Raw genomic sequence first — 24,382 nt, 5'->3', positions numbered from 1 at the left:
AGCCATGGAACATATCGTCAATCCCACCGTCACCAATCTGATCATCTTCGTGCTGGCCATCTACGTGGGCTACCACGTGGTCTGGACCGTGACACCGGCCCTGCACACACCGCTGATGGCCGTCACCAACGCGATCTCGGCCATCGTCATCGTCGGCGCCATGCTGGCCGCGGCGCTGACCGAAACCGATCTGGGCAAATTCATGGGCACGCTGGCCGTGGCGCTGGCCGCCGTGAATGTGTTCGGCGGCTTCCTCGTCACGCGGCGCATGCTGGAGATGTTCAAGAAGAAGGATAAGAAGGCGGAGGGAGCCAAGCCATGAGTTTGAATCTCGTCACCCTTCTGTATCTGCTCGCCAGCGTCTGCTTTATCCAGGCGCTCAAGGGCTTGTCGCACCCCACCACCTCCATCCGCGGCAATTTGTTTGGCATGGTGGGCATGGGCATTGCCACCGTGACCACGGCGGCGCTGATTCTCAAGCTGGCTGATGGTCATTCGATTGGCCTGGCCTATGTGCTGGCCGGCTTGGTGGTTGGCGGCGGCATCGGCGCCTATATGGCGCAAAAGGTTGAGATGACCAAGATGCCCGAGCTGGTCGCCTTCATGCACAGCATGATCGGCCTGGCGGCGGTGTTCATTGCCGCCACCGCTGTGCTGGAGCCGGCCGCCTTTGGCATTGCCGACAAGGGCAGCACGCTGATCCCGGGCGGCAACCGCATCGAGCTGGCGCTGGGCGCCTTCATCGGCGCGGTGACCTTCTCGGGCTCGGTGATCGCCTTCGGCAAGCTCTCGGGCAAGTACAAGTTCCGCTTGTTCCAGGGTGCGCCGGTGTCTTTTGCTGGTCAACACAAGCTCAATCTGGCCCTGGGCCTGGCGGCGGTGTTCTTCTGCTATGGCTTTTTTGCCTCGCAGAGCTGGATGGACTTCTGCCTGATTCTGGCGCTGGGCTTTGCGCTGGGCGTGCTGCTGATCATCCCGATTGGCGGCGCCGATATGCCGGTGGTGGTGTCCATGCTGAACAGCTATTCGGGCTGGGCGGCGGCGGGCATTGGCTTCTCGCTGAATAACTCGATGCTGATCATTGCCGGCTCGCTGGTGGGCTCCTCGGGTGCCATCCTGAGCTACATCATGTGCAAGGCCATGAACCGCTCCTTCTTCAATGTGATCGGCGGCGGCTTTGGCGGTGATGCCACGGCGGCTGCCGCTGGCAGCGCGGTGCAGCGGCCGGTCAAGAGCGGCAGCGCCGATGACGCAGCCTTTGTGCTGGGCAATGCCGAGACCGTGATCATCGTCCCCGGCTACGGCCTGGCAGTGGCGCGCGCTCAGCATGCGGTGAAGGAGCTGGCGCAAAAGCTCACCGACAAGGGCATCACCGTGAAGTACGCCATTCACCCGGTGGCGGGCCGCATGCCCGGCCACATGAATGTGCTGCTGGCCGAGGCCGAAGTGCCTTACGACCAAGTCTTCGAGATGGAAGACATCAATGCCGAGTTCGGCCAGGCCGATGTCGCCATCATCCTGGGCGCCAATGACGTGGTGAACCCCGCCGCGCACACCAAGGGCAGCCCCATCTACGGCATGCCCATTCTGGAGGCCTACAAGGCCAAGACCATCATCGTTAACAAGCGTTCCATGGCCGCGGGCTATGCCGGCTTGGACAACGAGTTGTTCTATATGGACAAGACCATGATGGTGTTCGGCGACGCCAAGAAGGTGGTGGAAGACATGGTCAAGGCCGTGGAGTGAGGCCGCAGCGGCCGCGCTAATGCGCACCATCAACGGGCCTTCGGGCCCGTTTTTCATGCGCAATGCGCAATCTTTGTTCGCATTAGGTGCGTCTATCGAATCCCCTGACGATTCCGTCGTCAGCAATAGGTCAGAATTGCGGGATAGCTAGGAGACAGAAAAGATGGAGAAGATTTGGCTCAAGAACTACTCTGAGGGAGTTCCGGCGGAGATCGATACAGGGCTTTATCCGTCCCTCGTGGACCTGATGGAGTCGGCGTTCAAGAAGTACCCCAGCCAGCCTGCCTACAAGATGATGGGCCGGCAGATCACTTTTGCGCAGCTGGATGAAGCCTCGCGTGCGCTGGCGGCTTATTTCCAGAGCCTGGGCCTGGAAAAGGGCGACCGCGTCGCCCTGATGATGCCCAATGTGATGCAGTACCCGGTGGCGGTGGCGGCAGTGTTGCGCGCCGGCCTGGTGGTGGTGAACGTCAACCCGCTCTACACCCCGCGCGAACTGGAGCATCAACTCAAGGACGCTGGCGCCAAAGCCATCGTGATCCTGGAGAACTTCGCCTACACCTTGCAGCAAGTCATCAAGTCGGTGCCCACCAAGCATGTGGTGCTGGCCTCCATGGGTGAGATGCTGGGCTTCCCCAAGGGCCTGATCGTCAACTACGTGGTGCGCAAGGTCAAAAAGCTGGTGCCTGCCTTTGAGTTGCCCGGCGCGGTCAGCTTCAACAATGCCGTGGCCAAGGGCCGCAGCCTGAACTACCAGCAGCCCAAGGTCGGCCCCAACGACATCGCGGTGCTGCAGTACACCGGCGGCACCACCGGCGTGTCCAAGGGCGCCGTGCTCTTGCACCGCAATCTGGTGGCCAATACCTTGCAGGCCGAGGCCTGGTATCTGCCGGCCCTGAAAAAGGTGCCGGCTGGCGAGCAGTTGCTGAGCATCTGCGCCTTGCCGCTGTATCACATCTTCGGTTTCACGACGAACATGATGCTGTCCATGCATGTGGGCGGCGCAAACGTTTTGATCCCCAACCCGCGTGATCTGCCCGCCGTGTTCAAGGAGCTGAGCCAGCATCGCTTCCACAGCCTGCCGGCGGTCAACACCTTGTTCATGGCCATGGCCAATCATCCGCAGTTCAATACCGTGGATTGGAGCCATTTGGTGATCGCCGTGGGCGGCGGCATGGCGGTGCAACAAGCGACCGCCAAGCTGTGGCTGGACAAGACCGGCTGCCCGATCTGCGAAGGCTACGGCTTGTCCGAGACCTCGCCCGTGGCCAGCTGCAACCCCACCGACAGCAAGGCCTACACCGGCAGCATCGGCCTGCCCATGCCCAGCACCGAAATGTGTTTGCTGGATGATGCCGGCCGTGAAGTGGCGCCGGGCGCCTCCGGCGAGATTGCCATCCGCGGCCCGCAGGTGATGGCCGGCTACTGGCAGCGTCCCGATGAAACCGCTCAGGTGATGACGCCCGATGGCTTCTTCCGCACCGGTGACATCGGCATGGTGGACGAGCGCGGCTTCTTCCGCATCGTCGACCGCAAGAAGGACATGATTCTGGTCAGCGGCTTTAATGTCTACCCGAACGAGATCGAAGACCTCATCACCCAGATGCCTGGCGTGATGGAGTGCGCTTCGGTGGGCGTGCCGGACGACAAGGCCGGCGAGGCCGTCAAGGTGGTGATCGTCAAACGCGACCCCGACCTCACCGAGGCCGATGTGCGCGCCTATTGCGAGGCCAATCTGACCGGCTACAAGCGGCCCAAGATCATTGAGTTCCGCCTCGACCTGCCCAAGACCCCGGTCGGCAAGGTGCTGCGGCGTGAATTGCGGGATCTGAAGAAGTAAGGTTCGGTTCGCAGTTGGCCGAGCTTGGCTGGCGCAGCTTTGTCACGCCCCACAGCGTGACAAATCCTCGCGATACCCACGTATCGCTGAGGTCAGCGTCCCGCGCCGCGGCCAATATGCGGCACTATGCCGAGATTGGCTGAACTTGGCCTAACCCGCTGCATGGCGGGCAAGTTCCAAGTCCGGCGCCCCGTCGGTTCATCCTTCTACAAAGTGCCCGCCTTGCTGACTCATTCCTATCACCGCACCGAGGCCGGTCGGGCCGAGGTCAAGGCGCGCCTGCTGGGCTTGTCGCGCAGCGCACGCAATCTCTTGCTGGTGCTGGACGCCTCGCGCCCGGCGAGTGCTTGGTTGGGCTTGGTGCAAGGCGCCAGCGCGGCCGATCTGGAGCAGCTGCTTGAGCATGGCCTGGTGGCCGATGTGAATGCGCCTGCTGAGGCGCCCGTCACAGTTGCCGCCGCTGCCCCATTCGCCGCACCTGCGGCGACCGAGGCCACGACGGCAAGCGCAAGCGAAGCGGCCGGCGCCTCCGCCCAGTCGCCGCTGGCACATGCCGAGCTCTATGACTTTCTGACCCGCCATGCCAAGCAGCATCTGGGCCTGATCAAGGGCTACAAGCTGGTGCTGGAGGTGGAGCGTTGCGCCGATTTGGCGGCCTTGCGCACCCTGGCCGACCGCTTCGTGCAGGACGTGCAGCAGGCGCAGGGCGAGATGGCCGCCGAGCAAGTGCGGCGCGCCTTGGGCATCATCAAGCCGTAAGCCGGCACAGCCCCGGAATAAGCGCGTCCGGCGGGCCCCAAGTTGCGGCACACTGGCGGCATCTCAGGCCGCTGGCATGGCCCGGCCGCCGCGCCGCTGCGCTTTAACTTCTTTGCCTTCATTCATCATGCTGCCCCGTCTTTTTGTTGACACCCCGCTCGCCGAGCTGCACCCGCATTCAGACACGGACGCCGCCGGCCCCATCGAGCTGGTGCTGCCCGCCGGCGCCGCCCGCCATGTGCAAGTGCTGCGCCTGCAGCCCGGCGCGGCCCTGAATCTCTTCGATGGCAGCGGTTTTGACTGGCAGGCCGAGGTGTTGCGCATGGGCCGAAGCGAGGTGGTGGTGCAGCTGCATTCGCGCCAGCTGGTGCATCGCGAGCTGGCTCATGCGGTGCGCTTGTGCGTGGTGATGCCGGCCAATGACCGCATGGACGGCGTGATTGAAAAAGCCACCGAACTGGGCGCTGCCGCCGTGCAGCCTTTGATGAGCGAGCGCTCGGTGCTGCGCCTGACCGGCGAGCGGGCCGAGAAAAAACAAGCCCATTGGCAAGGCGTGGCGGTGGCGGCGTGCGAGCAGAGCGGGCGCAGCGTGCTGCCGCGCGTTGAGGCCGTCAGCACCCTGCAACAATGGCTCAAGAGCCTGCCGCCCGTGACGGCGCAACAACGCCGCTGGCTGCTCAGCCCAACGGCGGCACGGCCCTTGCGCGAGCTGGCGGCGGCGCAGCCGGAAGCGACTTCAACCCTGGTTTTGTCCGGCCCCGAAGGGGGCTTGAGCCCGGCCGAAGAGCAGGCCGCGCGCGATCACGGCTTTGAGGCCGTGCAACTCGGCCCGCGCATTCTGCGTGCCGACACGGCCCCGCTGGCCGTGTTGGGCTGGCTGGCGCTGCAATCAGTTTGAGTCGGCGGCGGCGCTGTCGCCGTTGCTTTCGCCTTCGCGCCCCGGCTTAGGTGTGCGCGCCGAACCCTTGATCAAGTCGAACTTGAACATCCGGCATTCGATCGGGCCGTTCCACATCGGAATCTTGCGCGACTCTTTGAGGCGCATCTTGCTGGGCAGCTTCATGTCCGGGCACAGCAGCCAAGCGGTCCAGCCGGCCGGGTTCTCGGTGTAGGCGCGCTTCCAGTGCGCCGCCAGGCGCGGGAAGAAGTCGTCGCCAGCATCGCGGGCTTCTGAGCCGCCCGCATCCCGGCTCATCTGGAAGTTGCCAGCCTTGCCGCGCACCTCGATACGCTCGCCGTAGGGCGGGTTCATCATGATGGTGCCGGGCATGCCGTAGGGCAGCTCGGGTGCTGGGCGCTCCAGCGCATCACCGCCGTTGAATTGGATGTACTGGGCCACACCGGCGCGCTCGGCATTGCGGCGTGCAAAGTCAACCATGCGGAAGGCCACATCGCTGCAGTAGATCGGCACGGCGGGCGCATGCTCGCGGTCTTTGGCGGCTTGCTTGATGGCTTGCCAGCGGCCGCGCAACGGCACGAAAGGCAATTGGCGCTCAAAGGCGAAGCGGCGCTGCATGCCGGCGGCCATGCCGCAGGCGATTTGCGCGGCTTCCACCGCGATGGTGCCCGAGCCGCAGCAGGGGTCGTGCAGGGCGCCGCCGGCTTCGGGCGTGCCCTTCCAGCCGGCGGCGGCCAGCATGGCGGCTGCCAGGGTTTCCTTCAGCGGGGCGTCGCCCTTGTCTTCGCGCCAGCCGCGTTTGAACAGCGGCTCGCCGGAGCTGTCGATGTAGAGCGTGGCATCGGTTTCGCTCAGGTGCAGCATCACCGGCAGATCGGGGTAGCGGGTGTCCACGCTGGGGCGCTCGCCGGTGGCGTCGCGCAGCACGTCGCAGATGGCGTCTTTGACGCGCAGGGTGGCGAAGTTGAGGCTGCGCAGCGGGCTGCGCTGGGCAATGGTGTCCACGCGGATGGTTTCGGCCGGGGTGATCCACTGTGTCCAGTCGATCTTGCAGGCCAGGGCGTAGATATCGTCCTCATGGCGGTAGCCGCCGCCGATCAACTCGATCAGCACACGCTGGGCCAGCCGGCTTTCGAGGTTGAGCTTCATCACGGCTTCCAGATCACCCTTCAGCGCGATGCCGCCACGCAGCACCTCGATATGGGTTTTGGGCAGGATGCCCCGCACCTCTTCATCGAGCAGGCGCTCCACGCCGGAGGCACAGGAGACAAAGAGATGGAGCTTATCGGTGGGGGAAAACATGGGGCAGAGGCGTTGCGATTGCGGCCGCAAGCAAAAAGTTCAAAGGGCAAAAGCGCAAGGGCTTTGGGCCTGATTGTCCCAGTTCGCGGCCAGGCTTGACCAGAGGGTGCGGAAATCAGGCCAGTGCCAGCGCCGCGAGCCTGGCCTGAGCTTGCCTTTAGGCCGGCAGCGGCGCGTCGGCAGGCCTGTCTTCGCTTGTGACTTGAGTCAGCAGGGGCTCGGCAGTTTGCGTCTGCCCGGCCATGGGCTTGGGCCATTGCAAGGCTCCGGCGACGAAGGCCTCGATGGGCATGGGGCGGCCGAACAAATAGCCCTGGTAGGCATGGCAACCCAGCTGCGCCAGCAGATCGCGCTGCGCCTCGGTTTCCACCCCTTCGGCGATGACGTGCAGGCCCAGGCTGTCGCCTAACTGCACAATCGCATGGGCAATGGCATGGGCATTGGGCTCGCTGATCAGGTCGCGCACAAAGGATTGGTCGATCTTGAGCTGCTTGAGCGGCAGGCGCTTCAGGTAGGCCAGCGAGGAATAGCCGGTGCCGAAATCATCCAGCGACAGGCCTACGCCCAGGCGGCCCAGCTCCGTCATCAGGCGGATCACGCCCTCCACATCGTCCACCAGGGCGCTCTCGGTCAGCTCGATCTTGAGGCGCTCGGTGGGGGCGTTGCTGCGCGCCAAGATTTGCTGCAAGGTGGACAAAAAGCCCTTGTGGCGGAACTGGACGGCACTGACGTTGACGGCCAGGCTCAAGCCCTCCAGCCGCGGCTGACCGGCCCACAAGGCCAGCAGCGCGCAGGCCTGCTGCATCACCCAGGCGCCCAGTGGCACGATCAGGCCGGTCTGCTCAGCCAGGGGGATGAACTGCGCGGGCGAGATCCAGCCGCGCTGCGGATGCTGCCAGCGCAGCAGCACTTCGGCGCCGGTCAACTGGCCGTGCTGATTGACCTGGGCTTGCAGATAGAGCGCGAACTGGTCGTTCTGCAGGGCGCCGCGCAGGTCCGCCTCCAGCGTGGCGCGCTCGGCCATGGCGGCCTGGGTGACCGGGTCGAAGAAGCACAGCTGGTTGCGGCCGCCCGCCTTGGCTTGGTACATGGCGTGGTCGGCATGTTTGAGCAGATCTTCGCTGCTGCTACCGTCGCCCGCACCCCAGACCTTGATGCCGATGCTGGGCGTGCTGTGATGCAAATGGTCTTTGAGCTGGTAGGGCTGGCCCAGCACGCGCAGGATCTTTTCGGCTGCCGCTTCGGCATGCTGGGCAGCCTCGGCGTAGTCCTGGCCCAAGTCCTGCAGCAGTACCACAAACTCATCGCCGCCCCAGCGCGCCACCGAGTCCTGCGCCCGCACCGTGCCCAGCAGGCGCTGTGCGATGCTTTGCAGCAGCAGATCGCCCATCCCGTGGCCCAAGGTGTCGTTGAGCGACTTGAAATTGTCCAGGTCGATGAAGAGCACCGCGCCGTGGCGGCCCTGGCGCTGCGCCGAGGCCAGGGTTTGGTTCAAGCGGTCCAGCAGCAGGCGGCGGTTGGGCAGGCCGGTGAGCGGGTCGTTGAAGGCCAGTTTCTCGATCGCGGCCTCGGCACGCTTGCGTTCGGTGATGTCGCGCGTCAGGCCGATGAACAGGGGCTCGCCATCGCGCTCGATGCTGGACACGGCCAGGCTCATCGGGAAGTTGCTGCCGCTCTTGCGCCGGCCGGTGACGTCGCGGCCAACCCCGATCACGCGGGCTTGATTGCCGCCCAGGTAGTTGCGCAAATAGCCATCGTGCTGGCTGGCTTCAGGCTCGGGCATCAGCAGACTGACATTGCGCCCGATCACCTCCTCGGCGCTGTAGCCGAACATGCGGCAGGCCGAGGCGTTGAAGCTCAGGATCAGGCCGCGCGCGTCGATGGTGATGACGCCGTCCACCATATTGTCCAGAACGGCCTGGGTGTGCTGCGCTTTGTCGTGGTCGCTGCGCCGCTGGGCTTCGCGCAACGCGGCGATGCTGCGCAAGCGACGTTGGCGCAGCCACAGCGCCAGGCCGCTGACCATGGCCAGCAGCAAGCCGGCCCCCAGGGTTTGCTGCCACTGGCGCTGCCAAGGCGCTTCCAGGGCGCTGATCTGGCGACCCACGGCAACGATCAAGGCGCGGTTGGTTTGTAGGCCCGGGGTGCGCACGGTTTGCAAGGCCGTCAGGCGCTCATCCCGGCTGACCAAGGCCAGGCCTTGCTGCACGCTGGCGTCTTGGCCGCTGGCCAGATGGCGGGCCAGTAGCGAGCCCGGCCGGTCCAGCAGTCGGCGGCCCATCCAGTCATTGTTCTGCGGGCGCAGGCTGTAGAGCATGCCGTCGGCGTGAACCAGGGCGCTCCAGGTGTCATCCGAGGTTTGCGCCGTACCCAGCACCAGCTTGAAGTAGTCGGGATCCAGCGTCACCATGGCCACGCCAGCGAATTGCCCGCGCGCATCGAACAGCGCCCGCGACAAGCTCATGGTGTACTCGCCCAGCGCATTGCTGTAGGGCGGCGAGACATAGAGCATGCCGTACTGTGGCGCCGTTTTTGGCATCAGAAAGTAGTCGCGCGTGCTGGCGTCGAAATTGGGCAATTCGGCCAGGGAGGTGGCTCGCATGCGCCCGCGGGCATCGATGATGGCGGCCATGCGCACACCGGGCATGGCCTGGGCCAGGGCGCTCAAAAGCGGGCGAGCATCTTGCTGCATCTGGCTGTTGCGCCATTTGCCGTGGGAATCGTCGATGGTCTGCAGCGCTGCCTGAATGCCATGCAGCTGTTGGGCCACGATGCCGTCCAGCACTTGCACCAGACCTTGCAGGCGCTGGCTTTCTTGCTGCTGCAACTGGGCGCGTTCATGCCTGAGCCAAATACCGGCAGACACCGCAACGATCGCGCAGACCAGGGCGAACACCAGCCACTGTGCGTGAAATTGTTGAATGCAGAAGGCCGAACCGGGGCGGTTCGCCGAATGGGGGGCTGGGCTGGACATGGTGGGCGAGGTGAGGGAGCGTCACCTTAGCGAGTCGCTCCTGCCTCAGCCTTGATGCAGATCAATCAGCAGGGTTTGCGCAAATTGGCGGGGGCGATCTTCAGCGCTTCGCGGTATTTCGCCACGGTGCGCCGCGCCACCTGGATGCCTTGCTCTTCCAGCATGTTGGCCAAGGCGCTGTCAGACAGCGGCTTGTTCGGCGCTTCCGCCTCAACGAATTGCTTGATCAGCGCGCGCACGGCGGTGCTGGAGGCATTGCCGCCGGCCTCGGTGCTCAGGCCCGAGCCGAAGAAGTACTTCAGCTCAAAAGTGCCGAAGGTGGTGGCCATGTATTTGGCGGTGGTGACGCGTGAGATGGTGGACTCGTGCAGGCCCAGCTCGTCGGCAATCTCGCGCAGCACCAGGGGCTTCATGGCCAGGGCACCGTGGGTGAAGAAGCCTTTTTGCCGCTCCACGATGGCTTTGGAGACACGCAAAATGGTGTCGAAGCGCTGCTGGATGTTTTTAATGAACCAGCGCGCTTCCTGCAGCTGGCCACCCAGCGCGCTATTGCTGATGCCGCCGCGGGTTTGCCGCAGGGCGTTGGCATACATCTCATTGATGCGCAGCTTGGGGGCGACCTCGGGGTTGAGCATCACGCGCAGCTCGCGGCCGACCTTGCGCACGATCACATCCGGGATCACTGCCTGCGACTGGCCTTGCGCGAAGCGCCGCCCCGGTTTGGGGTCGAGGGCGCGGATCAGCGCTTGCGCTTCGCGCAGCAGGGGCTCGTCGGCACCGGTCAGCGCCATCAGCTTTTTGCTATCGCGCTTGGCCAGCAGTTCCAGATGTGATTTGCAAATCAGGATGGCGATCACCTGCGCCGGGCTGCGCGGTAGTGCGCGCAATTGCAGCGTTAGGCACTCGGCCAGGTCGCGTGCGCCGACGCCGCCGGGGTCCATGTTCTGCAACCACTTCAGGGCGATGCGCAGATGGTCCAGCAGCTCTTCTTGTTCCTCGGCATCAGTGGTGAGCGCTTGGGCGATGTCTTCCAGTGTGTCTTCCAGGTAGCCGTCTTCGCCCAGCGACTCAATCAGCACTTGCAAGGCCATGCGGTCGGCCTGGCTGAGGTGCATGCCGGCCAGCTGCTGATTCAAATGCTCTTGCAGGCTGATTTCGGCGAACTCCTGCTCGCTGCGATCGTCGTCGCCGTCATTGCTGGCGCTGCCGCTGTTGTGGTTGCTGGGCAGCTCGCGGATGCCGTCGAAGTCATCGCGCTCGGTGCCGTTCTCCCAGTCGTCGCGCTCGGTGCTACCGAAGTCTTCGGCCCGCAACTCCGGCGTGCTCTCGGCGTCGGCGCCGCCGCCCAGCTCGGTGTCGGCGCTGCTGTCGTCGGCGGCGCTGGCGCGTAGCGGCTCGCTGATCTCGGGCGCGGCCACGCTGATGTCATCCTCGGTATCGAGCAGAGGGTTCTGCGCCATCATTTGCTCGATTTCCTGGTTCAGCTCCAGGGTCGAGAGTTGCAGCAGCCGGATCGATTGCTGCAATTGCGGGGTCAGCGAGAGATGCTGGCTCAGGCGCAGCTGGAGCGACTGTTTCATCACATGCGGAAGTTTTCGCCGAGATAGACCTTGCGCACATCGGCGTTGTCCACAATCTCGGCGGGCGTGCCTTCGGCCAGAACGGCGCCTTCGCTGATGATGTAGGCGCGATCGCAAATGCCGAGGGTTTCGCGCACATTGTGGTCGGTGATCAAAACCCCGATGCCGCGCGCCTTCAGGAAGCTGATGATGCGCTGGATCTCCAGCACCGCGATCGGGTCGACGCCGGCGAAGGGCTCGTCCAGCAAGATGAAGCGGGGCTGGGTGGCCAGGGCGCGCGCGATCTCGACGCGGCGGCGCTCGCCACCCGAAAGCGCGGGGGCGGGGCTGTCGCGCAGCTTTTCGATGCTGAGGTCGTGCAGCAGGTTTTCCAGCAACTCATTGATGCGCGCCTTGCTCAGCGGCCGGCCATTGGCATCGAGTTGCAATTCCAGCACCGCACGGATGTTCTCTTCCACGGTGAGCTTGCGGAAGATCGAAGCTTCCTGCGGCAGATAGCTCAGGCCCAGGCGGGCACGCTGGTGGATGGGCAGGTGCTGGACTTCTTTGCCGTCGATATGGATCTCGCCGGCATCGGCGCGCACCAGGCCCACGATCATGTAGAAGCTGGTCGTCTTGCCGGCACCGTTGGGGCCCAGCAGACCCACCACCTCGCCGCTGTCCACGCCCAGGTGCACGTTCTTGACCACTTTGCGCACACCATAGCTCTTGGCCAAACCGGTGGCGTCAAGGCGGCTGCGCGGCGCGCTGCTGCCGCTGATTGGGGGCGCGCTGCTCATGGCGCCTTTTTACTGCTGGGCAGCTGGGTGCTGGGTTGCAGGGTCAGGCCAGAACTGGCTGCGGGCTCAGCGCTTGCTGCCGAGCCTCGCGGCATGATAACCACGCGGACGCGGCCGGTGGGGTGGGGCGAGGTCTTGCCGCCGTCCAGCGTGAACACTTCGCTGCGGTTGTCGTACACGATCACGGCGCCGCTGACCTCGTCGGCCACCGAGCTGCCCATGGTGCGATGCACCACCGCATTGCCGATGAAACGCACGGTGTCGCTGCGGGTGTCGTACTCCACCTGATCGGCAAAGCCTTCGATGGCCTCGCCGGGGATGTCTCGTGCCTGGCGGAAGGACACCTGCTTGCCGGTCTGGCCATTGGCATAGGCCTGAAAGTAGCCGTCACCGGTTTCACGCACATCAATGCGCTCGGCCTTCAGCAGCAAGCTGCCCTTGCTGAGCACCACATTGCCGTTGAACTCGGTGCGCTGGCGCGCCATATCGACCCGGCCACCTTGGTCGGAGGCGATGTTCAGCGGTTTGAACTGGTCGGCCTTTTCGGCGTGGGCGATGGTTGCGGCGCCGAGCATCAGCGCCACGGCCAAGGCGACACGGCCAGCGTTGGCGATGTCTTGGGCGACGGCTCTGGCGCTAGGGCGGGATGGGCGAATGCAGGGTGTTTTCATGGCGGCACAATTCTTGCAGACCATTCTAGCCCTGCATCTTCAAGCGCAGCCCGGCGCCACCCCAAATTGCAGGAGCGGCACCTAGGCTGAAGAGATCGACCCGCCGCGCGCGCAGCACGGCAGGTGTTGCAAGCGGGCCTCAGCCCTTGCTTGAGCGTACCAGCTTGATCAGATAGTCCGTCACCGCCAGCGCTTGCTGGCCATTGACGATCTCACCGGCACCGCGAACGCCAGCAATGCTGGGCGAAGTCAGGTAGCGGCCGGCGATGCCGATGGCGGGCACGCCGTCGATGCGGTACTCCTCCGACAGCTTGCTGGCTTGCGCGCACTTGGTTTGCACGCCGAAGGAGTTGTAGGCAGCGGTGAACTTGGCCATGTCCAGGCCCAGGCGGCCGGCCAGGGCCATCACGGCCTTGTCGTCCTCGGGCATATCGCGCTGGAAGGCATTGAACACGGCGGTGTGCACTTCGGCTTCCTTGCCCATCGCTTCGAGAGCGAAGAACAACTTCTGGTGCGATTTGATGTTGGCGCGGAAGCCCACATGCACGCGGCGGAAGTTGACGTCGGCGGGCAGCTGCTTGCTCCAGGCCTCGATAGTGGGATCAAAGGTGAAGCAGTGTGGGCAGCCGTACCAGAAGAACTCCAGCACATCGATCTTGCCGGGTGTGGAGGGCAGTGCCTGAGACAGCTTCAGGTATTGCTTGCCTTCCACCGGCGCGCCTTGCGCCAAGGCCAGGCCGGGCAGACTGCCGGCACCCAGAACGCTCAGGCCCAGAGTGGCGGAGAAATCGCGACGCTTCATCATCGGTGAGATCCTTGGAAATAAAGGGGAGTGAGAGGGGGTGAACTCAAGCCGCCATCAGCGCTTGACGGTGACCAAATTGGCTTCCATGCCGGCGCCTTCAACCTTGCGCTGCTGCGCTTCGGCTTCGTCGCGGGCATCGAAGGGGCCCAGGCGTACACGGTAGACCGTGCGGCCGGATTGTTCGCGCTCGGTGATCTTGGCGCTCAGTCCCTGCATGGCCAACTTGGCGCGCTGGGCCTCGGCGTCGTCGGACTTGGTGAAGGCACCGGCCTGCACGAAGTAAACGTTCGGGTCGGCGGCGGGCGCTGCAGCGGCTGCCTTGGACTCGGGCTTCTTCTCGCTGGCGGCCTTGTCGCTAGTCTTCTCAGCCGCCTTTTCGGCGGCTTTGGCAGGGGCGGGGGCCGGCACTTGGGCTGGCACGTGGGTGGTTGCAGCAGCCGGGGCGGGCTCAACAGCGGTGGTGGCGGCGGCAGGCGCCGTGCTTTGCACCGGGGCAGGCGTCGTCACCGGCGCCGGGCTGACCACGCCGCTGGCGGCCTTGGCGCCAGCCTTGCCGGCCAAGGGGGCGTTGGGGTCCCAGTTTTTGTTGCGCAGGGCCTCTTCGGCGTCTTGCTCCGCCGTGCGCTGCGGCACCTTGTTGATGAAGGGGATGGGCACCTTGGTGATGTAGAGCGCCACGCCCAGCGCGACGGCCAAGCCGACCAGCAGGCCAACGATCAGGCCGAGGACGAAGCCCCCCTTTTGTCCCGCTTTTTGATTCTTGGCCCCAACGCTCATGTGTTCTCCGATGTTGTCGTCACCACGGCTTCACGCGCCATCACCTCAGGGGCGCTGACACCCAGCACGGTCAGCGCATTGGCGATGACCTGGCGGGTGGCCGCCAGCAGGGCGACCCGGGCCAGGCTCAGCTCGGGCGTCTGATCCAGCACGCGCTCGGCGGCATAGTAGCTGTGATAGCTGCTGGATAGCTCGCGCAGATAGAAGGTCAGGTCATGCGGGGCCAGGCCTTCGGCGGCGCGGGTCAGCATGGCGGGGTAGTCGGCCAGCTTGAGCATCAGCGCGGCTTCGGTCGGGGCCGTCAGCAGGCTGAGATCGGCGCTGGCCAGTACGGCGGCATCACCACCTCGCGAGACCCAGTTGCGGATCACCGAGCAGATGCGCGCATGGGCATACTGCACATAGAAAACCGGGTTCTCATCGTTCTGCTTCAGGGCCAGGTCGATGTCGAAGGTGAACTCGGTGTCGGCCTTGCGGCTGATCAGGAAGAAGCGCACGGCGTCGCGGCTGGTCCAGTCGATCAGGTCGCGCATGGTCACATAGCTGCCGGCGCGCTTGGACAGCTTGACTTCCACGCCGCCCTTCATCACCAGCACCATTTTGTGCAGCACATAGTCGGGGAAGCCTTGCGGGATGCCCACGCCGGCCGCCTGCAGGCCGCCGCGCACACGGGCGATGGTGCCGTGGTGGTCGGTGCCCTGCACATTGATGCACTTGGTGAAGCCGCGCTGGAATTTGTTGATGTGATAGGCCACATCCGGCAGGAAGTAGGTGTAGCTGCCGTCGGACTTGCGCATCACGCGGTCCTTGTCGTCACCGTAGTCGGTGCTGCGCAGCCACAGCGCGCCGCCTTCTTCAAAGGTCTTGCCCGAGGCCAGCAGCTTGGCCACGGTGCTTTCCACCGCGCCGCTGGAGTAGAGGCTGGACTCGAGGAAGTAATTGTCGAAGCGCACGCCCACGGCTTGCAGGTCCAGGTCTTGCTCGTGGCGCAGATAGGCCACGGCGAACTGGCGGATGCTGTCGAGGTCGTCCACATCGCCGGAGGCGGTGAACTCGCGGTCATCGGCCTTGACGGTCTTCTTGGCCAGGAAGTCGTCGGCGATGTCCTGGATGTAGTCGCCGTTATAGGCCGATTCCGGCCAGCCCGCATCGCCGGGCTTCAGCCCTTTCAGGCGGCATTGGGTGGAGTTGGCCAGGGTGGCGATTTGCACGCCGGCGTCGTTGTAATAGAACTCGCGGGTGACTTGCGAGCCTTGGGTCTGGAACAGGCTGCAGATGGCGTCGCCCAGGGCGGCTTGGCGGGCGTGGCCCAGGTGTAGCGGGCCGGTGGGGTTGGCGGAGACGAATTCCACCATCACATGCTGCTCGTTGGCGGGCTGCTTGCCGAAGTCGGCGGCGGCGCTCAGCACCTCGGCCACCACGGCTTGTTTGGCGGCGGGCTTGAGGCGGATATTGATGAAGCCGGGGCCGGCAATTTCCATCGCTTCGACCCAGCGCTCAAAGGCGGGGCGGCGCTGCAGGGCCTCAATCAAGGCCTGCGCCAACTCGCGCGGGTTCTTCTTGAGCGGGCGCGCCAATTGCATGGCGGCCGTGCAGGCATAGTCGCCCAGGGCGGCTTGCTTGGGGGATTCGAAGGCGGCTGCCAGGTCGGCGCCGGGACTGAGTTCTTGAATCGCTTCGGCCAGGGCGGCGAGCAGTTCTTGCTTGGCTTGGATCATGGCGCGATTCTAAGTCGGCGCACCGCCAGCGGATTCGTCGGCCCCACAGGTTCTATGATGCCGGGCATGTCTGACGACGACACCTCTTTGCCGATCGAGCCCAAGCTGGATTTGCCCGCCTACATCGGCCGCTACAAGATCTTGCGGCGCTTAGGCGAGGGCGCGACCAGCGATGTCTTCCTGGCGCTGGACGAATTCAAGGGCGGCGAGGTGGCCATCAAGCGCATGCGCGCCTGGGCGGTCACCAGCCGCAGCGGAGAGGGCAGTGACTACGGCAGCCGCTTCTACGCGGCCGAGGCGGCGCTGGCCGGCCGCTTGCAGCATCCCAATGTGGTGCAAATCCTCGACGCCGTGCCGGAGCAGGACGCGCCCTATTTGGTGATGGAGTTTGTGCCCGGCCTCACGCTCAAGCATTTCTGCCGCAGCGACCGCTTGCTGCCGCTGGACCAGATCGTCGAGCTGGGTTTCAAGTGCGCCATGGCTTTGTCCTATGTGTTCCGCCAAGGCGTGATTCACCGCGATGTGAAGCCGGCCAATTTGCTGGCCGTGCTGGATGCGCAGGGCCAGGTCACGGATGTGAAGGTGAGCGACTTCGGCAGCGCCCTGAATCTGCGCTCCGATGCCACCCAGGTGCACCGCGTCGGCTCCCTGGCCTATATGCCGCCGGAGCAGATCGAGGGCGGCGATGTGGATTGCCGCGCCGATATCTACGCCCTGGGTGCCGTGCTCTACCACCTGATTTCGGGCCGCCCGCCTTTTGATGCGCCCAGCCAGATGGCGCTGATGCACCAGATTTATCACCAGGCTCCGGCCACGCTGGTGGGCCAGCGCAGCGGCGTGACGGCGGAGTTGGACAGCGTCATCATGCGCGCCCTGGCCAAGCACCCCGAAAGCCGCTACGCCAATTGGGAAGAGTTTGGCCGTGGCTTGTCCGAGCTGGTGGCCAAGCAATTGGTGCCGCTGGCCAGGCTTTATGAAGTGAAGGATTCCGAGCGCTTCAATATGCTGCGCGAGCTGGAGTTCTTTGCCGACTTCGGCGATGTCGAGTTGTGGGAAGTGGTGCACCGCGGGCGCTGGCGGCGTTTTCCCGAAGGTCATGCGCTCTACAAACGCGGGCAGGAGGGCAATACCTTCCACATCATTTCGCAAGGCGCGGTGGAGGTCTACCGCGACGGCGCGATGGTGGCCGCGCTGGGCAAAGGCACTTCGGTGGGCGAGATGGCCTATCTGGCCCCCAACCCGGCGCTGCGCCAGCACAGCGCGGATGTGAAGGTCAGCGAGCTGTGCACCACCATCTCCTTCACGCCCGAATCGCTGGGCCTGCTCAGCCCCGAATGCCAGCATCGCTTTGACCGCGCCTTCATCCAGGTGTTGGTGCGTCGCTTACATGCGGCGCATGAGTCTTTGGCGCATCCACGACGGATTCTGTAAACCCTTCTTGAGCCTGTCGCGTTGGCATGCTTGAATGGCTCGGCACGCTGGGTCATTCAAGTTTGCTGCAATGACCTTCGTTCTCACCTTTCATTCAATCGCCAAGGATTTCTCAATGAAGAAGATGATCAGCCTCTTGACCTTTGCCGCCCTCGCATTTGCCGGCAGCGCCCACGCTGTGCTGCCAGCCGCTAGCTGCGATGCTCAGGCCGCCGAGAAGAAGCTGGCTGGCGCGGCCAAGACCAGCTTCGTCAAGAAGTGCAATGCCGACAATCCGGCCAACGCCGCTTGCGATGCCAAGGCTGCTGAGAAGAAGCTGGCCGGTGCCGCCAAAACCAGCTTTGTGAAGAAGTGCGTGGCCGATGCCGACGCGCCTGCTGCTGCCGCCGCTGTCGACCCGCAAGCCGTGTGCGACAGCCAGGCCGCTGAGAAGAAGCTGGCCGGCGCCGCCAAGACCAGCTTTGTGAAGAAGTGCGTGGCCGACGCCAAGTAAGGCTTATTCCGCACTGAATGAGCGAGCCGAAGCCCTCGATGTGAGGGCTTCGTCGTTTTCGCTTCGCCGGCCTTTGTCCTTGCTTTGTCCGCGCTCTTTTTGAGGCGAGAATCGGCCGCCGCATCATCAAGATTTGGTGCCGCCCAAGCAAAGGACCCCATGAACGAAGGCAGCGCGCCGCGCGCGTCGATATTCAGCGCAGACTCAGGCCCGGCGGCGGGCGCGCCGGCGCCGCAGGGCATGCCCGTGGTGGCCTTGGGTGCTTCGGCCGGTGGCTTGGCGGCCTTTGAGAGTTTTTTTGCCAGCCTGCCGCAGGGCTGCGAGCCGGGCATGGCTTTTGTGCTGGTGCAGCACCTAGCGCCGGATTTCAGCAGCATGCTGAGCGAATTGGTCCAGCGCTACACCGACCTGCCGGTGCGAGAGGTGGAAGATGGCATGCCTCTGCAGGCCAACCATGTTTATGTGATTCCGCCTGACCGAGACATGGCATGCCTGAACGGCAGGCTGCAGTTGCTCGAGCCTGCGGCCAAACGAGGCCATCGGCTGCCGATCGATTTCTTCTTCCGCTCGCTGGCGCTGGACCAGGGCGAGCGGGCTGTCGCGGTGGTGCTTTCGGGCACAGGCAGCGACGGCAGCCAGGGCTTGCGTGACATCAAGGCCCATGGCGGGCTGATTCTGGCGCAAAGCTTGGTAACGGCAGAATTTGACGGCATGCCGCGAGCCGCCATCGCCACCGGCCTGGTGGACTTCGAGCTGGCGACGGCGGACATGGGGCCGAAGCTGCTGGCCTATATGGGGCAGGGCGACAAGAGCCTGAGGGCCGCCGAGGCGGGGCAAAAAAGCGAAGCGCAATTGCGCAAAATTTATGCCCAGCTGCGCGCCCAGACCGGCCATGATTTTTCCAATTACAAGCCGACGACGATCTGCCGGCGAATCGACCGACGCATGGCCGTGCATCAGATCGACACGGTGGAGGCTTATGCGCGCTACCTGCAGCAATCGCCGCCCGAGGTGGAGGCCTTGTTTCGCGACTTGCTGATCGGCGTGACCAACTTCTTCCGTGACTCGGATGCCTTTCATGTGCTGGCGCAACAAGGCATTCCCAGTTTGTTCGAGGGCCAGCCCGTCGGTGCGGTCATCCGCGTTTGGGTGGCTGGCTGCTCCACCGGCGAAGAGGCCTATTCAATCGCCATGCTCTTGCTCGAGCATATGCAGACCTTGCCGGGCACTTACCGTTTGCAGGTCTTTGCCTCTGATATCGACAGCCGAGCGATTGCCTTTGCACGCGAGGGCCGTTACCCGAGCAGCATCTCCGCCCATGTTTCACCCGAGCGCTTGGCGCGCTTCTTTGTTGCCGAGGCCGATGGTGCCAGCTACCGCGTGCGCAAAAGCCTGCGCGATCAGCTGGTGTTCTCCGAGCATGATTTGATCAAGGATCCCCCTTTTTCAAAGCTGGACATGGTCAGCTGCCGCAATCTGCTGATCTACCTCGGCAGCGATTTGCAAAAGCGCCTGATCCCCTTGTTCCACTATGCGATCAAGCCGGGCGGCTGCTTGTTTCTCGGCTCCTGCGAGGGGGTCGGTGAGTTCGATACCTTGTTCAGTGCGACGGATCGCAAGTCCAAGTTGTATCGCCGCCGCCCCGATGTGCCGGGCCAGCTGAGGCCGGGCAGTGGTCGAGTCTCCGTTTCATTGCCCCAGCTTTCGGCGTTGCGCCTGGCCGCACTTGGGGTAGGTCTTGCCGCCGCGCCAGTGCGCGGGGGCGCTCAGTCAGCGAATGTTATGAAGCCATCATTGCGAGAAATTACTGAACAGGCCTTGCTGCTGCAAGTGGTGCCGGCAGGTGCTTTGGTGAATGCGCAGGGCGACATCCTCTACCTGCATGGCCGCACCGGCATGTTTTTGGAGCCTGCGCCCGGCGAGGCTGGTGTCAACAATATTCTGAAGATGGCCCGTGAGGGTTTGCGCCATGAGTTGAGCATGGCTCTGCACAAGGCCGCCGTGTTGAAGGACACGGTGCGGGTGACTGGCTTGCGGGTCCGCAGCAATGGGCATTTCACGCGCGCCAATCTGACGGTGCGCGCGGTCCTGCCGCTGGCCGCCCCGGCGGATGAAGTGCAGGCAGCAAGCCTGTTCCTGGTCATCTTGGAGGAGGTGAATGCCGGCATGGCCGAAGGCGGCCCAGCCTCATCCGCAGCGCCGGCTGGCGTGGAGGCCTTGCCTGATCTCGCCACTAGCCCAAGTGCCGAGGCTGAGCCCGCCGATGTGGTGGCCTTGCGTGTGCGCATCGAGCAGCTGGAGCGGGAGCTGCGCGCCAAAGACGAGTATCTGCAAAGCACGCAGGAAGAGCTGGAAAGCGCCAACGAGGAGCTGAAGTCGGCCAACGAAGAAATGCAGTCGGTCAACGAAGAGCTGCAGTCCGCTAACGAAGAGCTGGAAACCTCGAAGGAAGAGTTGCAGTCGGTCAATGAAGAGCTGGCCACGGTCAATACCGAGTTGAACACCAAGGTGGTGGACCTCTCGCGCGCCAATAACGATATGAACAATCTGCTGGCCGGTACCGGCATTGGCACGGTCTTTGTCGACCACCAATTGCGCATCTTGCGATTCACGCCGGCAGCGACGCAGTTCATTCACCTGATCCAAAGCGACACCGGGCGGCCGGTGGGTCATCTGGTGTCCAAGCTGGTGGGCTACGACCGGCTGGTGCCCGATGTGCAGGCGGTGCTGGACAGCCTGGTGTCCAAATCCATCGAGGTTGAGACCAGCGAAGGCCGCTGGTGCACCATGCGCATCCAGCCCTATCGCACGCTCGACAATGTGATCGAGGGCGCCGTCATCTCCTTTGTGGACATCAGCGATATGGTGCGCGCGCGCCAGCAGCTGAACGATGCCAATGATTTGCTGCGCCTGGCCGTGGTGGTGCGTGACGCTTCGGATGCGATCACCGTGCAAGACCTGAGTGGGCGCACCTTGGCCTGGAACCCGGCCGCGACGCGCTTGTATGGCTGGAGTGAGGCCGAAGCGCTGGCGCTGAATGTGCGGGAGCGGGTGCCGGTGGCGCTGCGCGACCGGGCGCTGGACGAGTTGGCTCAGGCCGATATGCAGCAACCCTTGCGAACCCAGCGTCTCACCAAGTCCGGGGCAATACTTGAGGTGGTGGTGGTGTCTTCGTCCTTGCGCGATAGCGAGGGGCGGCACTATGCTGTGTCCACCACCGAGCGGGCGCTAGCTGGCAATCAGGGTTAAGACACCGATGAGTGTTGAAGACGGCTCCACTCCCACGGCACGTGCCACGCTGCAGCGCTTGCGCGAGCGTGCGGAGACGCGTTTTCGCAGCTTGCACGCGCTAGCGCTGTCACCGCGTGACGCCGTCGGCGCTGCGCCGATTCAAGCGCCGGAGTCGCTGCTGCACGAATTGCGGGTGCAGCAGATTGAGCTGGAGATGCAAAACGAGGAGTTGCGCAGCTCGCAGCTGGACTTGGAAACCTCGCGCGCGCGCTATTTCGATCTCTACGATTTGGCGCCGGTAGGCTACTGCAGCCTCGGTGAGGCGGGCATGATCGAGCAGATCAATCTGGCTCTGGCTTCACTCTTGGGGCAGCCGCGTAGCCATTTGCTGCGCCACCGGTTCGCGGCCTTCATCTGCCCGGAGGATCAAGACATTTTTTATCGCTACCGCCTGCTCTTGCAGCGCAGTGGCGAGCCGCAGTCCTTTGAGTTGCGTTTGCGCAGCCGAGAGGGTGGGCAAGAAGGCTCGCAAAAGGGAACACAAAAGGGCGGGCAAGACGGAGGGACGCGCTGGGTGCAGATACAGGCCTCCTGCGCGCAGGTGGAAGGTGGCGAGTCGCTGATGCACTTGGCGGTCATGGACATCGATGCGCGCAAGCAGGCTGAACAAGCCAATTCCCTGGCGGCCAAAGTCTTCACCCATGCCCGCGAGGGCATCATGATCACCGCACCCGACGGCAGCATTCTGGCGGTCAACGAGGCCTTCTGCCGCATTACCGGCTACTCAGTGGAGGAGATCGTCGGTTGCAATCCGCGGCTGTTTGGCAGTGGTCGCCAGAACGCCGACTTCTACCGCAATATGTTTGCCGAACTGCGCAGCCACGGTCATGTGCAGATTGATATTTGGAATCGGCGCAAGACGGGTGAGTTGTTCGCCTCGATGCAGACCATCACCGCGGTCTTGGATGCTGCGGGCAACACGGTCAACTACGTCTCGCTGTTCTCCGATGTCACGGTGCAACGCGAGCAAGAAGCGCAGCTGCGTCACCTGGCTCACTTTGATGCGTTGACCCATCTGCCCAATCGCCTGCTCTTGGCCGACCGCCTGCAGCAGGCCATGCTGCAGGCGCAGCGCCGAGGCAATCAGTTGGCGGTCGCGTTCTTGGATCTGGACGGCTTCAAGGCGATCAATGACCAGCATGGGCATGAGGTCGGGGACCTGATGCTGATCGCTTTGGCGGAGCACATGAAAAATGCGCTTCGCGAAGGGGACACGCTGGCGCGCTTGGGCGGTGATGAGTTTGTGGCCGTGCTGGTGGATCTGGACGATGTGCCGGCCAGCCTGCCCATGCTGACCCGCCTGCTGGCTGCCGCGGCCCAGCCTTTGCAAGTGCGCGGCACAACGCTGCAGGTCTCGGGCAGCCTGGGCGTGACCTTCTATCCGCAAGGCATTGAGATCGATGCCGATCAGCTCTTGCGGCAAGCCGATCAAGCCATGTACCAGGCCAAGCTGGCCGGCAAGAACCGCTATCACGTCTTCGATGCCGAGCAGGACCGCAGCGTGCGCGGTCACCATGAAAGCCTGCAGCGCATTCGCCAGGCGCTCCATCAGGGCGAGTTCTTGCTGTACTTTCAACCCAAGGTCGATATGCGGGCCGGCCTTGTGCTGGGCGCCGAAGCCTTGATCCGCTGGCAGCACCCGGAGCGTGGCTTGCTCGCCCCGGCTGAGTTTTTGCCCGTGATTGAAGATCACCCGCTGGCGGTGGAGGTGGGGGAGTGGGTGATTGACGCCACCTTGCGGCAACAGGAACTCTGGTTGCAGCAGGGCTTGGCAATGTCAGTCAGTGTGAATATCGGGGCACGGCAGCTGCAGCAGGCCGATTTTGTTGCTCGACTGCGGCTGCTGTTGGCGGCTCATCCGGCTGTCAACCCGGCTGGTTTGGAGTTGGAGGTTTTGGAAACCTCGGCCTTGGAGGACATGAGCCATGTCGTTCGGGTGATGAACGAATGCAAGACCATGGGCGTGCGCTTCGCGCTGGATGACTTTGGCACCGGCTATTCCTCGCTGACCTATCTGAAGCGCTTGCCGGTGGCTGAGCTGAAGATCGATCAGAGCTTTGTGCGCGATATGTTGGACAACCCCGTCGATATTGCCATCCTCAAGAGCGTCATCGGCATGGCGCAAGCCTTTGGTTGCGAGGTGATTGCCGAAGGTGTGGAGACGGCTCAGCACGGCGCCCTGCTGATCGGCTTGGGCTGCGATCTGGCACAGGGCTATGGCATCGCCAGGCCGATGCCGGCGGCAGATCTGCCCGGCTGGGTCCAGCAGTGGCAGCCGCATTTCAGCTGGACAGAACAGCGATTGCCCTGAGCCTCAGGCCGACTTGGCGCTGTTGCGCCAATACTCCGGCTTGGCATAGTTTTGTTTGAGAAAGTCCACCCACAGCCGCACCCGCAGTGGCAAATGCTTGCGTTGCGGCAGCAGGGCGTAGATGCCATTGGGTGGCGCGGCGAAGTCGTCCAGCACGGTTTGCAGGCGCCCGGCCGCAATGTCTTGCTCCACCTCCCAGGTGCTGCGCCAGGCCAGGCCCAGGCCGCGCAAGCACCAGTCGTGCAGTACCTGGCCGTCGCTGCAGTCGAGCCGGCCGCTGGGGCGCAAGTGGCTCAATTCCCCGTCGATGCGAAAGGCCCAGCCGCGCGTCTGGCTGGCGTCAGAGCTGAGCATCAGGCAAGCGTGGCGCGCCAACTCTGACGGATGTTTGGGCGCGCCGGCACGCTTCAAATAGGCCGGCGCACCCACGCACAGGCGCCGGTTGTCGGCCAGGCGTTGGCTGACCAGGCTGGAGTCGGGCAGGTCGCCCAGGCGCACGGCGCAGTCATAGCCTTCGCCGGCAATGTCCACTACCCGGTCGCTCAAATTGAGCGAAACGCTCACGTCCGGATGCAGGGCCAGAAAGTCGGGCACCAGGGGCGCCACATGGCGGCGCCCGAAGCCGGCCGGTGCGGTCAGGCGCAGCAAGCCGCTGGCCTTCACGCCACCAGCGCTGACGCTGGATTCCGCATTGGCAAACTCCACCAGCAGGCGCTGGCAGTCTTCCAAAAAGGCGCTGCCCTCGTGGGTGAGGGTGATGCGCCGCGTTGTGCGCAGCAGCAGCTTGACGCCTAGCCGCGCCTCCAGCGCATCGATGCGCCGCCCCATCACTGCCGGGGCCACGCCCTCGACGGCGGCGGCTGCCGTCAAGCTGCCGCGGGTGGCCACGCTGACGAAGGATTCAATCTGTTTGAGGCGATCCATGCGCCTGATTCTCCTGCTGATCGCAATGAAAAAGTAGAACTTTCGGTGGATTAGCTCGTTTTGTATATGTATTCAATGCACGC

18 protein-coding genes are annotated in these 24,382 nt (G+C 64.0%); 9 read left to right on the top strand and 9 right to left on the bottom strand.

Translation table 11 applies throughout. The annotated features are described in order from the left end of the window. Nucleotides 1-4: 4 nt before the first annotated feature. The 5 genes from AT984_RS17100 (at nucleotide 5) to AT984_RS17080 (ending at nucleotide 5,243) form a co-directional block, all read left to right on the top strand. Nucleotides 5-322, top strand: a complete 318-nt coding sequence (locus AT984_RS17100) for an NAD(P) transhydrogenase subunit alpha (protein WP_058721135.1) — start codon at nucleotides 5-7, stop codon at nucleotides 320-322. Then, on the top strand, nucleotides 319-1,746 hold the full coding sequence (locus tag AT984_RS17095; RefSeq protein ID WP_058721134.1) for an NAD(P)(+) transhydrogenase (Re/Si-specific) subunit beta: 1,428 nt from the start codon (nucleotides 319-321) through the stop codon (nucleotides 1,744-1,746). The genes AT984_RS17100 and AT984_RS17095 overlap by 4 nt, the downstream gene beginning before the upstream one ends. Before the next feature lie 163 nt (nucleotides 1,747-1,909). Continuing rightward, the gene (locus AT984_RS17090) at nucleotides 1,910-3,586 is read left to right on the top strand and encodes a long-chain-fatty-acid--CoA ligase (RefSeq protein WP_058721133.1); all 1,677 of its coding nucleotides are present in this window, start codon (nucleotides 1,910-1,912) and stop codon (nucleotides 3,584-3,586) included. Between the two features lie 222 nt (nucleotides 3,587-3,808). Continuing rightward, complete coding sequence (locus tag AT984_RS17085) at nucleotides 3,809-4,345, top strand: hypothetical protein (protein WP_231741451.1); 537 nt, start codon at nucleotides 3,809-3,811, stop codon at nucleotides 4,343-4,345. Nucleotides 4,346-4,472: 127 nt separating this feature from the next. After that, the gene (locus AT984_RS17080; RefSeq protein WP_082680123.1) at nucleotides 4,473-5,243 is read left to right on the top strand and encodes a 16S rRNA (uracil(1498)-N(3))-methyltransferase; all 771 of its coding nucleotides are present in this window, start codon (nucleotides 4,473-4,475) and stop codon (nucleotides 5,241-5,243) included. Here AT984_RS17080 and AT984_RS17075 read toward each other — a convergent pair. From AT984_RS17075 to argS, 8 genes are all read right to left on the bottom strand, one after another. Beyond that, nucleotides 5,235-6,545, bottom strand: coding sequence for a THUMP domain-containing class I SAM-dependent RNA methyltransferase (locus AT984_RS17075; RefSeq protein ID WP_058721132.1), 1,311 nt, complete (start codon nucleotides 6,543-6,545; stop codon nucleotides 5,235-5,237). The two genes, AT984_RS17080 and AT984_RS17075, sit on opposite strands and share 9 nt — an antisense overlap. A 157-nt stretch (nucleotides 6,546-6,702) precedes the next feature. Next, the gene (locus AT984_RS17070) at nucleotides 6,703-9,519 is read right to left on the bottom strand and encodes a bifunctional diguanylate cyclase/phosphodiesterase (RefSeq protein ID WP_082680122.1); all 2,817 of its coding nucleotides are present in this window, start codon (nucleotides 9,517-9,519) and stop codon (nucleotides 6,703-6,705) included. A 65-nt stretch (nucleotides 9,520-9,584) separates the two neighbouring features. Then, on the bottom strand, nucleotides 9,585-11,099 hold the full coding sequence (locus AT984_RS17065) for an RNA polymerase factor sigma-54 (RefSeq protein ID WP_058721130.1): 1,515 nt from the start codon (nucleotides 11,097-11,099) through the stop codon (nucleotides 9,585-9,587). Continuing rightward, nucleotides 11,099-11,878: an LPS export ABC transporter ATP-binding protein gene (gene lptB, locus AT984_RS17060; protein WP_058721129.1), complete on the bottom strand. Its 780-nt coding sequence runs from the start codon at nucleotides 11,876-11,878 to the stop codon at nucleotides 11,099-11,101. Before lptB ends, AT984_RS17065 begins: the two co-directional genes overlap by 1 nt. Further along, nucleotides 11,875-12,549, bottom strand: coding sequence for a lipopolysaccharide transport periplasmic protein LptA (gene lptA, locus AT984_RS17055; protein ID WP_197418148.1), 675 nt, complete (start codon nucleotides 12,547-12,549; stop codon nucleotides 11,875-11,877). Before lptA ends, lptB begins: the two co-directional genes overlap by 4 nt. 139 nt (nucleotides 12,550-12,688) lie before the next feature. Next, nucleotides 12,689-13,354, bottom strand: a complete 666-nt coding sequence (locus AT984_RS17050) for a thiol:disulfide interchange protein DsbA/DsbL (RefSeq protein ID WP_231741450.1) — start codon at nucleotides 13,352-13,354, stop codon at nucleotides 12,689-12,691. 54 nt (nucleotides 13,355-13,408) lie between these two features. After that, on the bottom strand, nucleotides 13,409-14,131 hold the full coding sequence (locus AT984_RS17045; protein ID WP_058721127.1) for an SPOR domain-containing protein: 723 nt from the start codon (nucleotides 14,129-14,131) through the stop codon (nucleotides 13,409-13,411). Further along, the gene (argS, locus tag AT984_RS17040; RefSeq protein WP_058721126.1) at nucleotides 14,128-15,849 is read right to left on the bottom strand and encodes an arginine--tRNA ligase; all 1,722 of its coding nucleotides are present in this window, start codon (nucleotides 15,847-15,849) and stop codon (nucleotides 14,128-14,130) included. The genes AT984_RS17045 and argS overlap by 4 nt, the downstream gene beginning before the upstream one ends. A 66-nt stretch (nucleotides 15,850-15,915) precedes the next feature. Here argS and AT984_RS17035 point away from each other — a divergent pair, with 66 nt between their 5' ends. From AT984_RS17035 to AT984_RS17020, 4 genes are all read left to right on the top strand, one after another. Beyond that, nucleotides 15,916-17,280, top strand: a complete 1,365-nt coding sequence (locus tag AT984_RS17035; protein WP_058722410.1) for a serine/threonine-protein kinase — start codon at nucleotides 15,916-15,918, stop codon at nucleotides 17,278-17,280. Between the two features lie 115 nt (nucleotides 17,281-17,395). Next, nucleotides 17,396-17,773: a hypothetical protein gene (locus AT984_RS17030; protein ID WP_058722409.1), complete on the top strand. Its 378-nt coding sequence runs from the start codon at nucleotides 17,396-17,398 to the stop codon at nucleotides 17,771-17,773. Between the two features lie 159 nt (nucleotides 17,774-17,932). Further along, nucleotides 17,933-21,022, top strand: a complete 3,090-nt coding sequence (locus AT984_RS17025; protein WP_082680121.1) for a chemotaxis protein CheB — start codon at nucleotides 17,933-17,935, stop codon at nucleotides 21,020-21,022. A gap of 7 nt (nucleotides 21,023-21,029) precedes the next feature. Then, on the top strand, nucleotides 21,030-23,375 hold the full coding sequence (locus AT984_RS17020; RefSeq protein ID WP_082680120.1) for a putative bifunctional diguanylate cyclase/phosphodiesterase: 2,346 nt from the start codon (nucleotides 21,030-21,032) through the stop codon (nucleotides 23,373-23,375). 3 nt (nucleotides 23,376-23,378) lie between these two features. Here AT984_RS17020 and AT984_RS17015 read toward each other — a convergent pair whose 3' ends face one another. Continuing rightward, a complete protein-coding gene (locus AT984_RS17015) occupies nucleotides 23,379-24,299 on the bottom strand; it encodes a LysR family transcriptional regulator (RefSeq protein ID WP_058721125.1) in 921 nt (306 codons plus the stop codon). Between the last annotated feature and the right edge of the window lie 83 nt (nucleotides 24,300-24,382).

Source organism: Paucibacter sp. KCTC 42545 (assembly GCF_001477625.1).
Lineage (GTDB): Bacteria > Pseudomonadota > Gammaproteobacteria > Burkholderiales > Burkholderiaceae_C > Paucibacter_A.
The sequence above is the reverse complement of the archived record's forward strand: the minus strand, read 5'-3'. Positions and strand labels throughout refer to the sequence as shown.

What these genes read in the sequence shown, in the direction of transcription:
- AT984_RS17100 (WP_058721135.1), top strand. Translation starts at nt 5, where the DNA reads ATGGAACATATCGTCAATCCCACCGTCACCAATCTGATCATCTTCGTG.
- AT984_RS17095 (WP_058721134.1), top strand. Translation starts at nt 319, where the DNA reads ATGAGTTTGAATCTCGTCACCCTTCTGTATCTGCTCGCCAGCGTCTGC.
- AT984_RS17090 (WP_058721133.1), top strand. Translation starts at nt 1,910, where the DNA reads ATGGAGAAGATTTGGCTCAAGAACTACTCTGAGGGAGTTCCGGCGGAG.
- AT984_RS17080 (WP_082680123.1), top strand. Translation starts at nt 4,473, where the DNA reads ATGCTGCCCCGTCTTTTTGTTGACACCCCGCTCGCCGAGCTGCACCCG.
- AT984_RS17075 (WP_058721132.1), bottom strand. Translation starts at nt 6,545, where the DNA reads ATGTTTTCCCCCACCGATAAGCTCCATCTCTTTGTCTCCTGTGCCTCC.
- AT984_RS17070 (WP_082680122.1), bottom strand. Translation starts at nt 9,519, where the DNA reads ATGTCCAGCCCAGCCCCCCATTCGGCGAACCGCCCCGGTTCGGCCTTC.
- AT984_RS17065 (WP_058721130.1), bottom strand. Translation starts at nt 11,099, where the DNA reads ATGAAACAGTCGCTCCAGCTGCGCCTGAGCCAGCATCTCTCGCTGACC.
- lptB (WP_058721129.1), bottom strand. Translation starts at nt 11,878, where the DNA reads ATGAGCAGCGCGCCCCCAATCAGCGGCAGCAGCGCGCCGCGCAGCCGC.
- lptA (WP_197418148.1), bottom strand. Translation starts at nt 12,549, where the DNA reads ATGAAAACACCCTGCATTCGCCCATCCCGCCCTAGCGCCAGAGCCGTC.
- AT984_RS17050 (WP_231741450.1), bottom strand. Translation starts at nt 13,354, where the DNA reads ATGATGAAGCGTCGCGATTTCTCCGCCACTCTGGGCCTGAGCGTTCTG.
- AT984_RS17045 (WP_058721127.1), bottom strand. Translation starts at nt 14,131, where the DNA reads ATGAGCGTTGGGGCCAAGAATCAAAAAGCGGGACAAAAGGGGGGCTTC.
- argS (WP_058721126.1), bottom strand. Translation starts at nt 15,849, where the DNA reads ATGATCCAAGCCAAGCAAGAACTGCTCGCCGCCCTGGCCGAAGCGATT.
- AT984_RS17035 (WP_058722410.1), top strand. Translation starts at nt 15,916, where the DNA reads ATGTCTGACGACGACACCTCTTTGCCGATCGAGCCCAAGCTGGATTTG.
- AT984_RS17030 (WP_058722409.1), top strand. Translation starts at nt 17,396, where the DNA reads ATGAAGAAGATGATCAGCCTCTTGACCTTTGCCGCCCTCGCATTTGCC.
- AT984_RS17025 (WP_082680121.1), top strand. Translation starts at nt 17,933, where the DNA reads ATGAACGAAGGCAGCGCGCCGCGCGCGTCGATATTCAGCGCAGACTCA.
- AT984_RS17020 (WP_082680120.1), top strand. Translation starts at nt 21,030, where the DNA reads ATGAGTGTTGAAGACGGCTCCACTCCCACGGCACGTGCCACGCTGCAG.
- AT984_RS17015 (WP_058721125.1), bottom strand. Translation starts at nt 24,299, where the DNA reads ATGGATCGCCTCAAACAGATTGAATCCTTCGTCAGCGTGGCCACCCGC.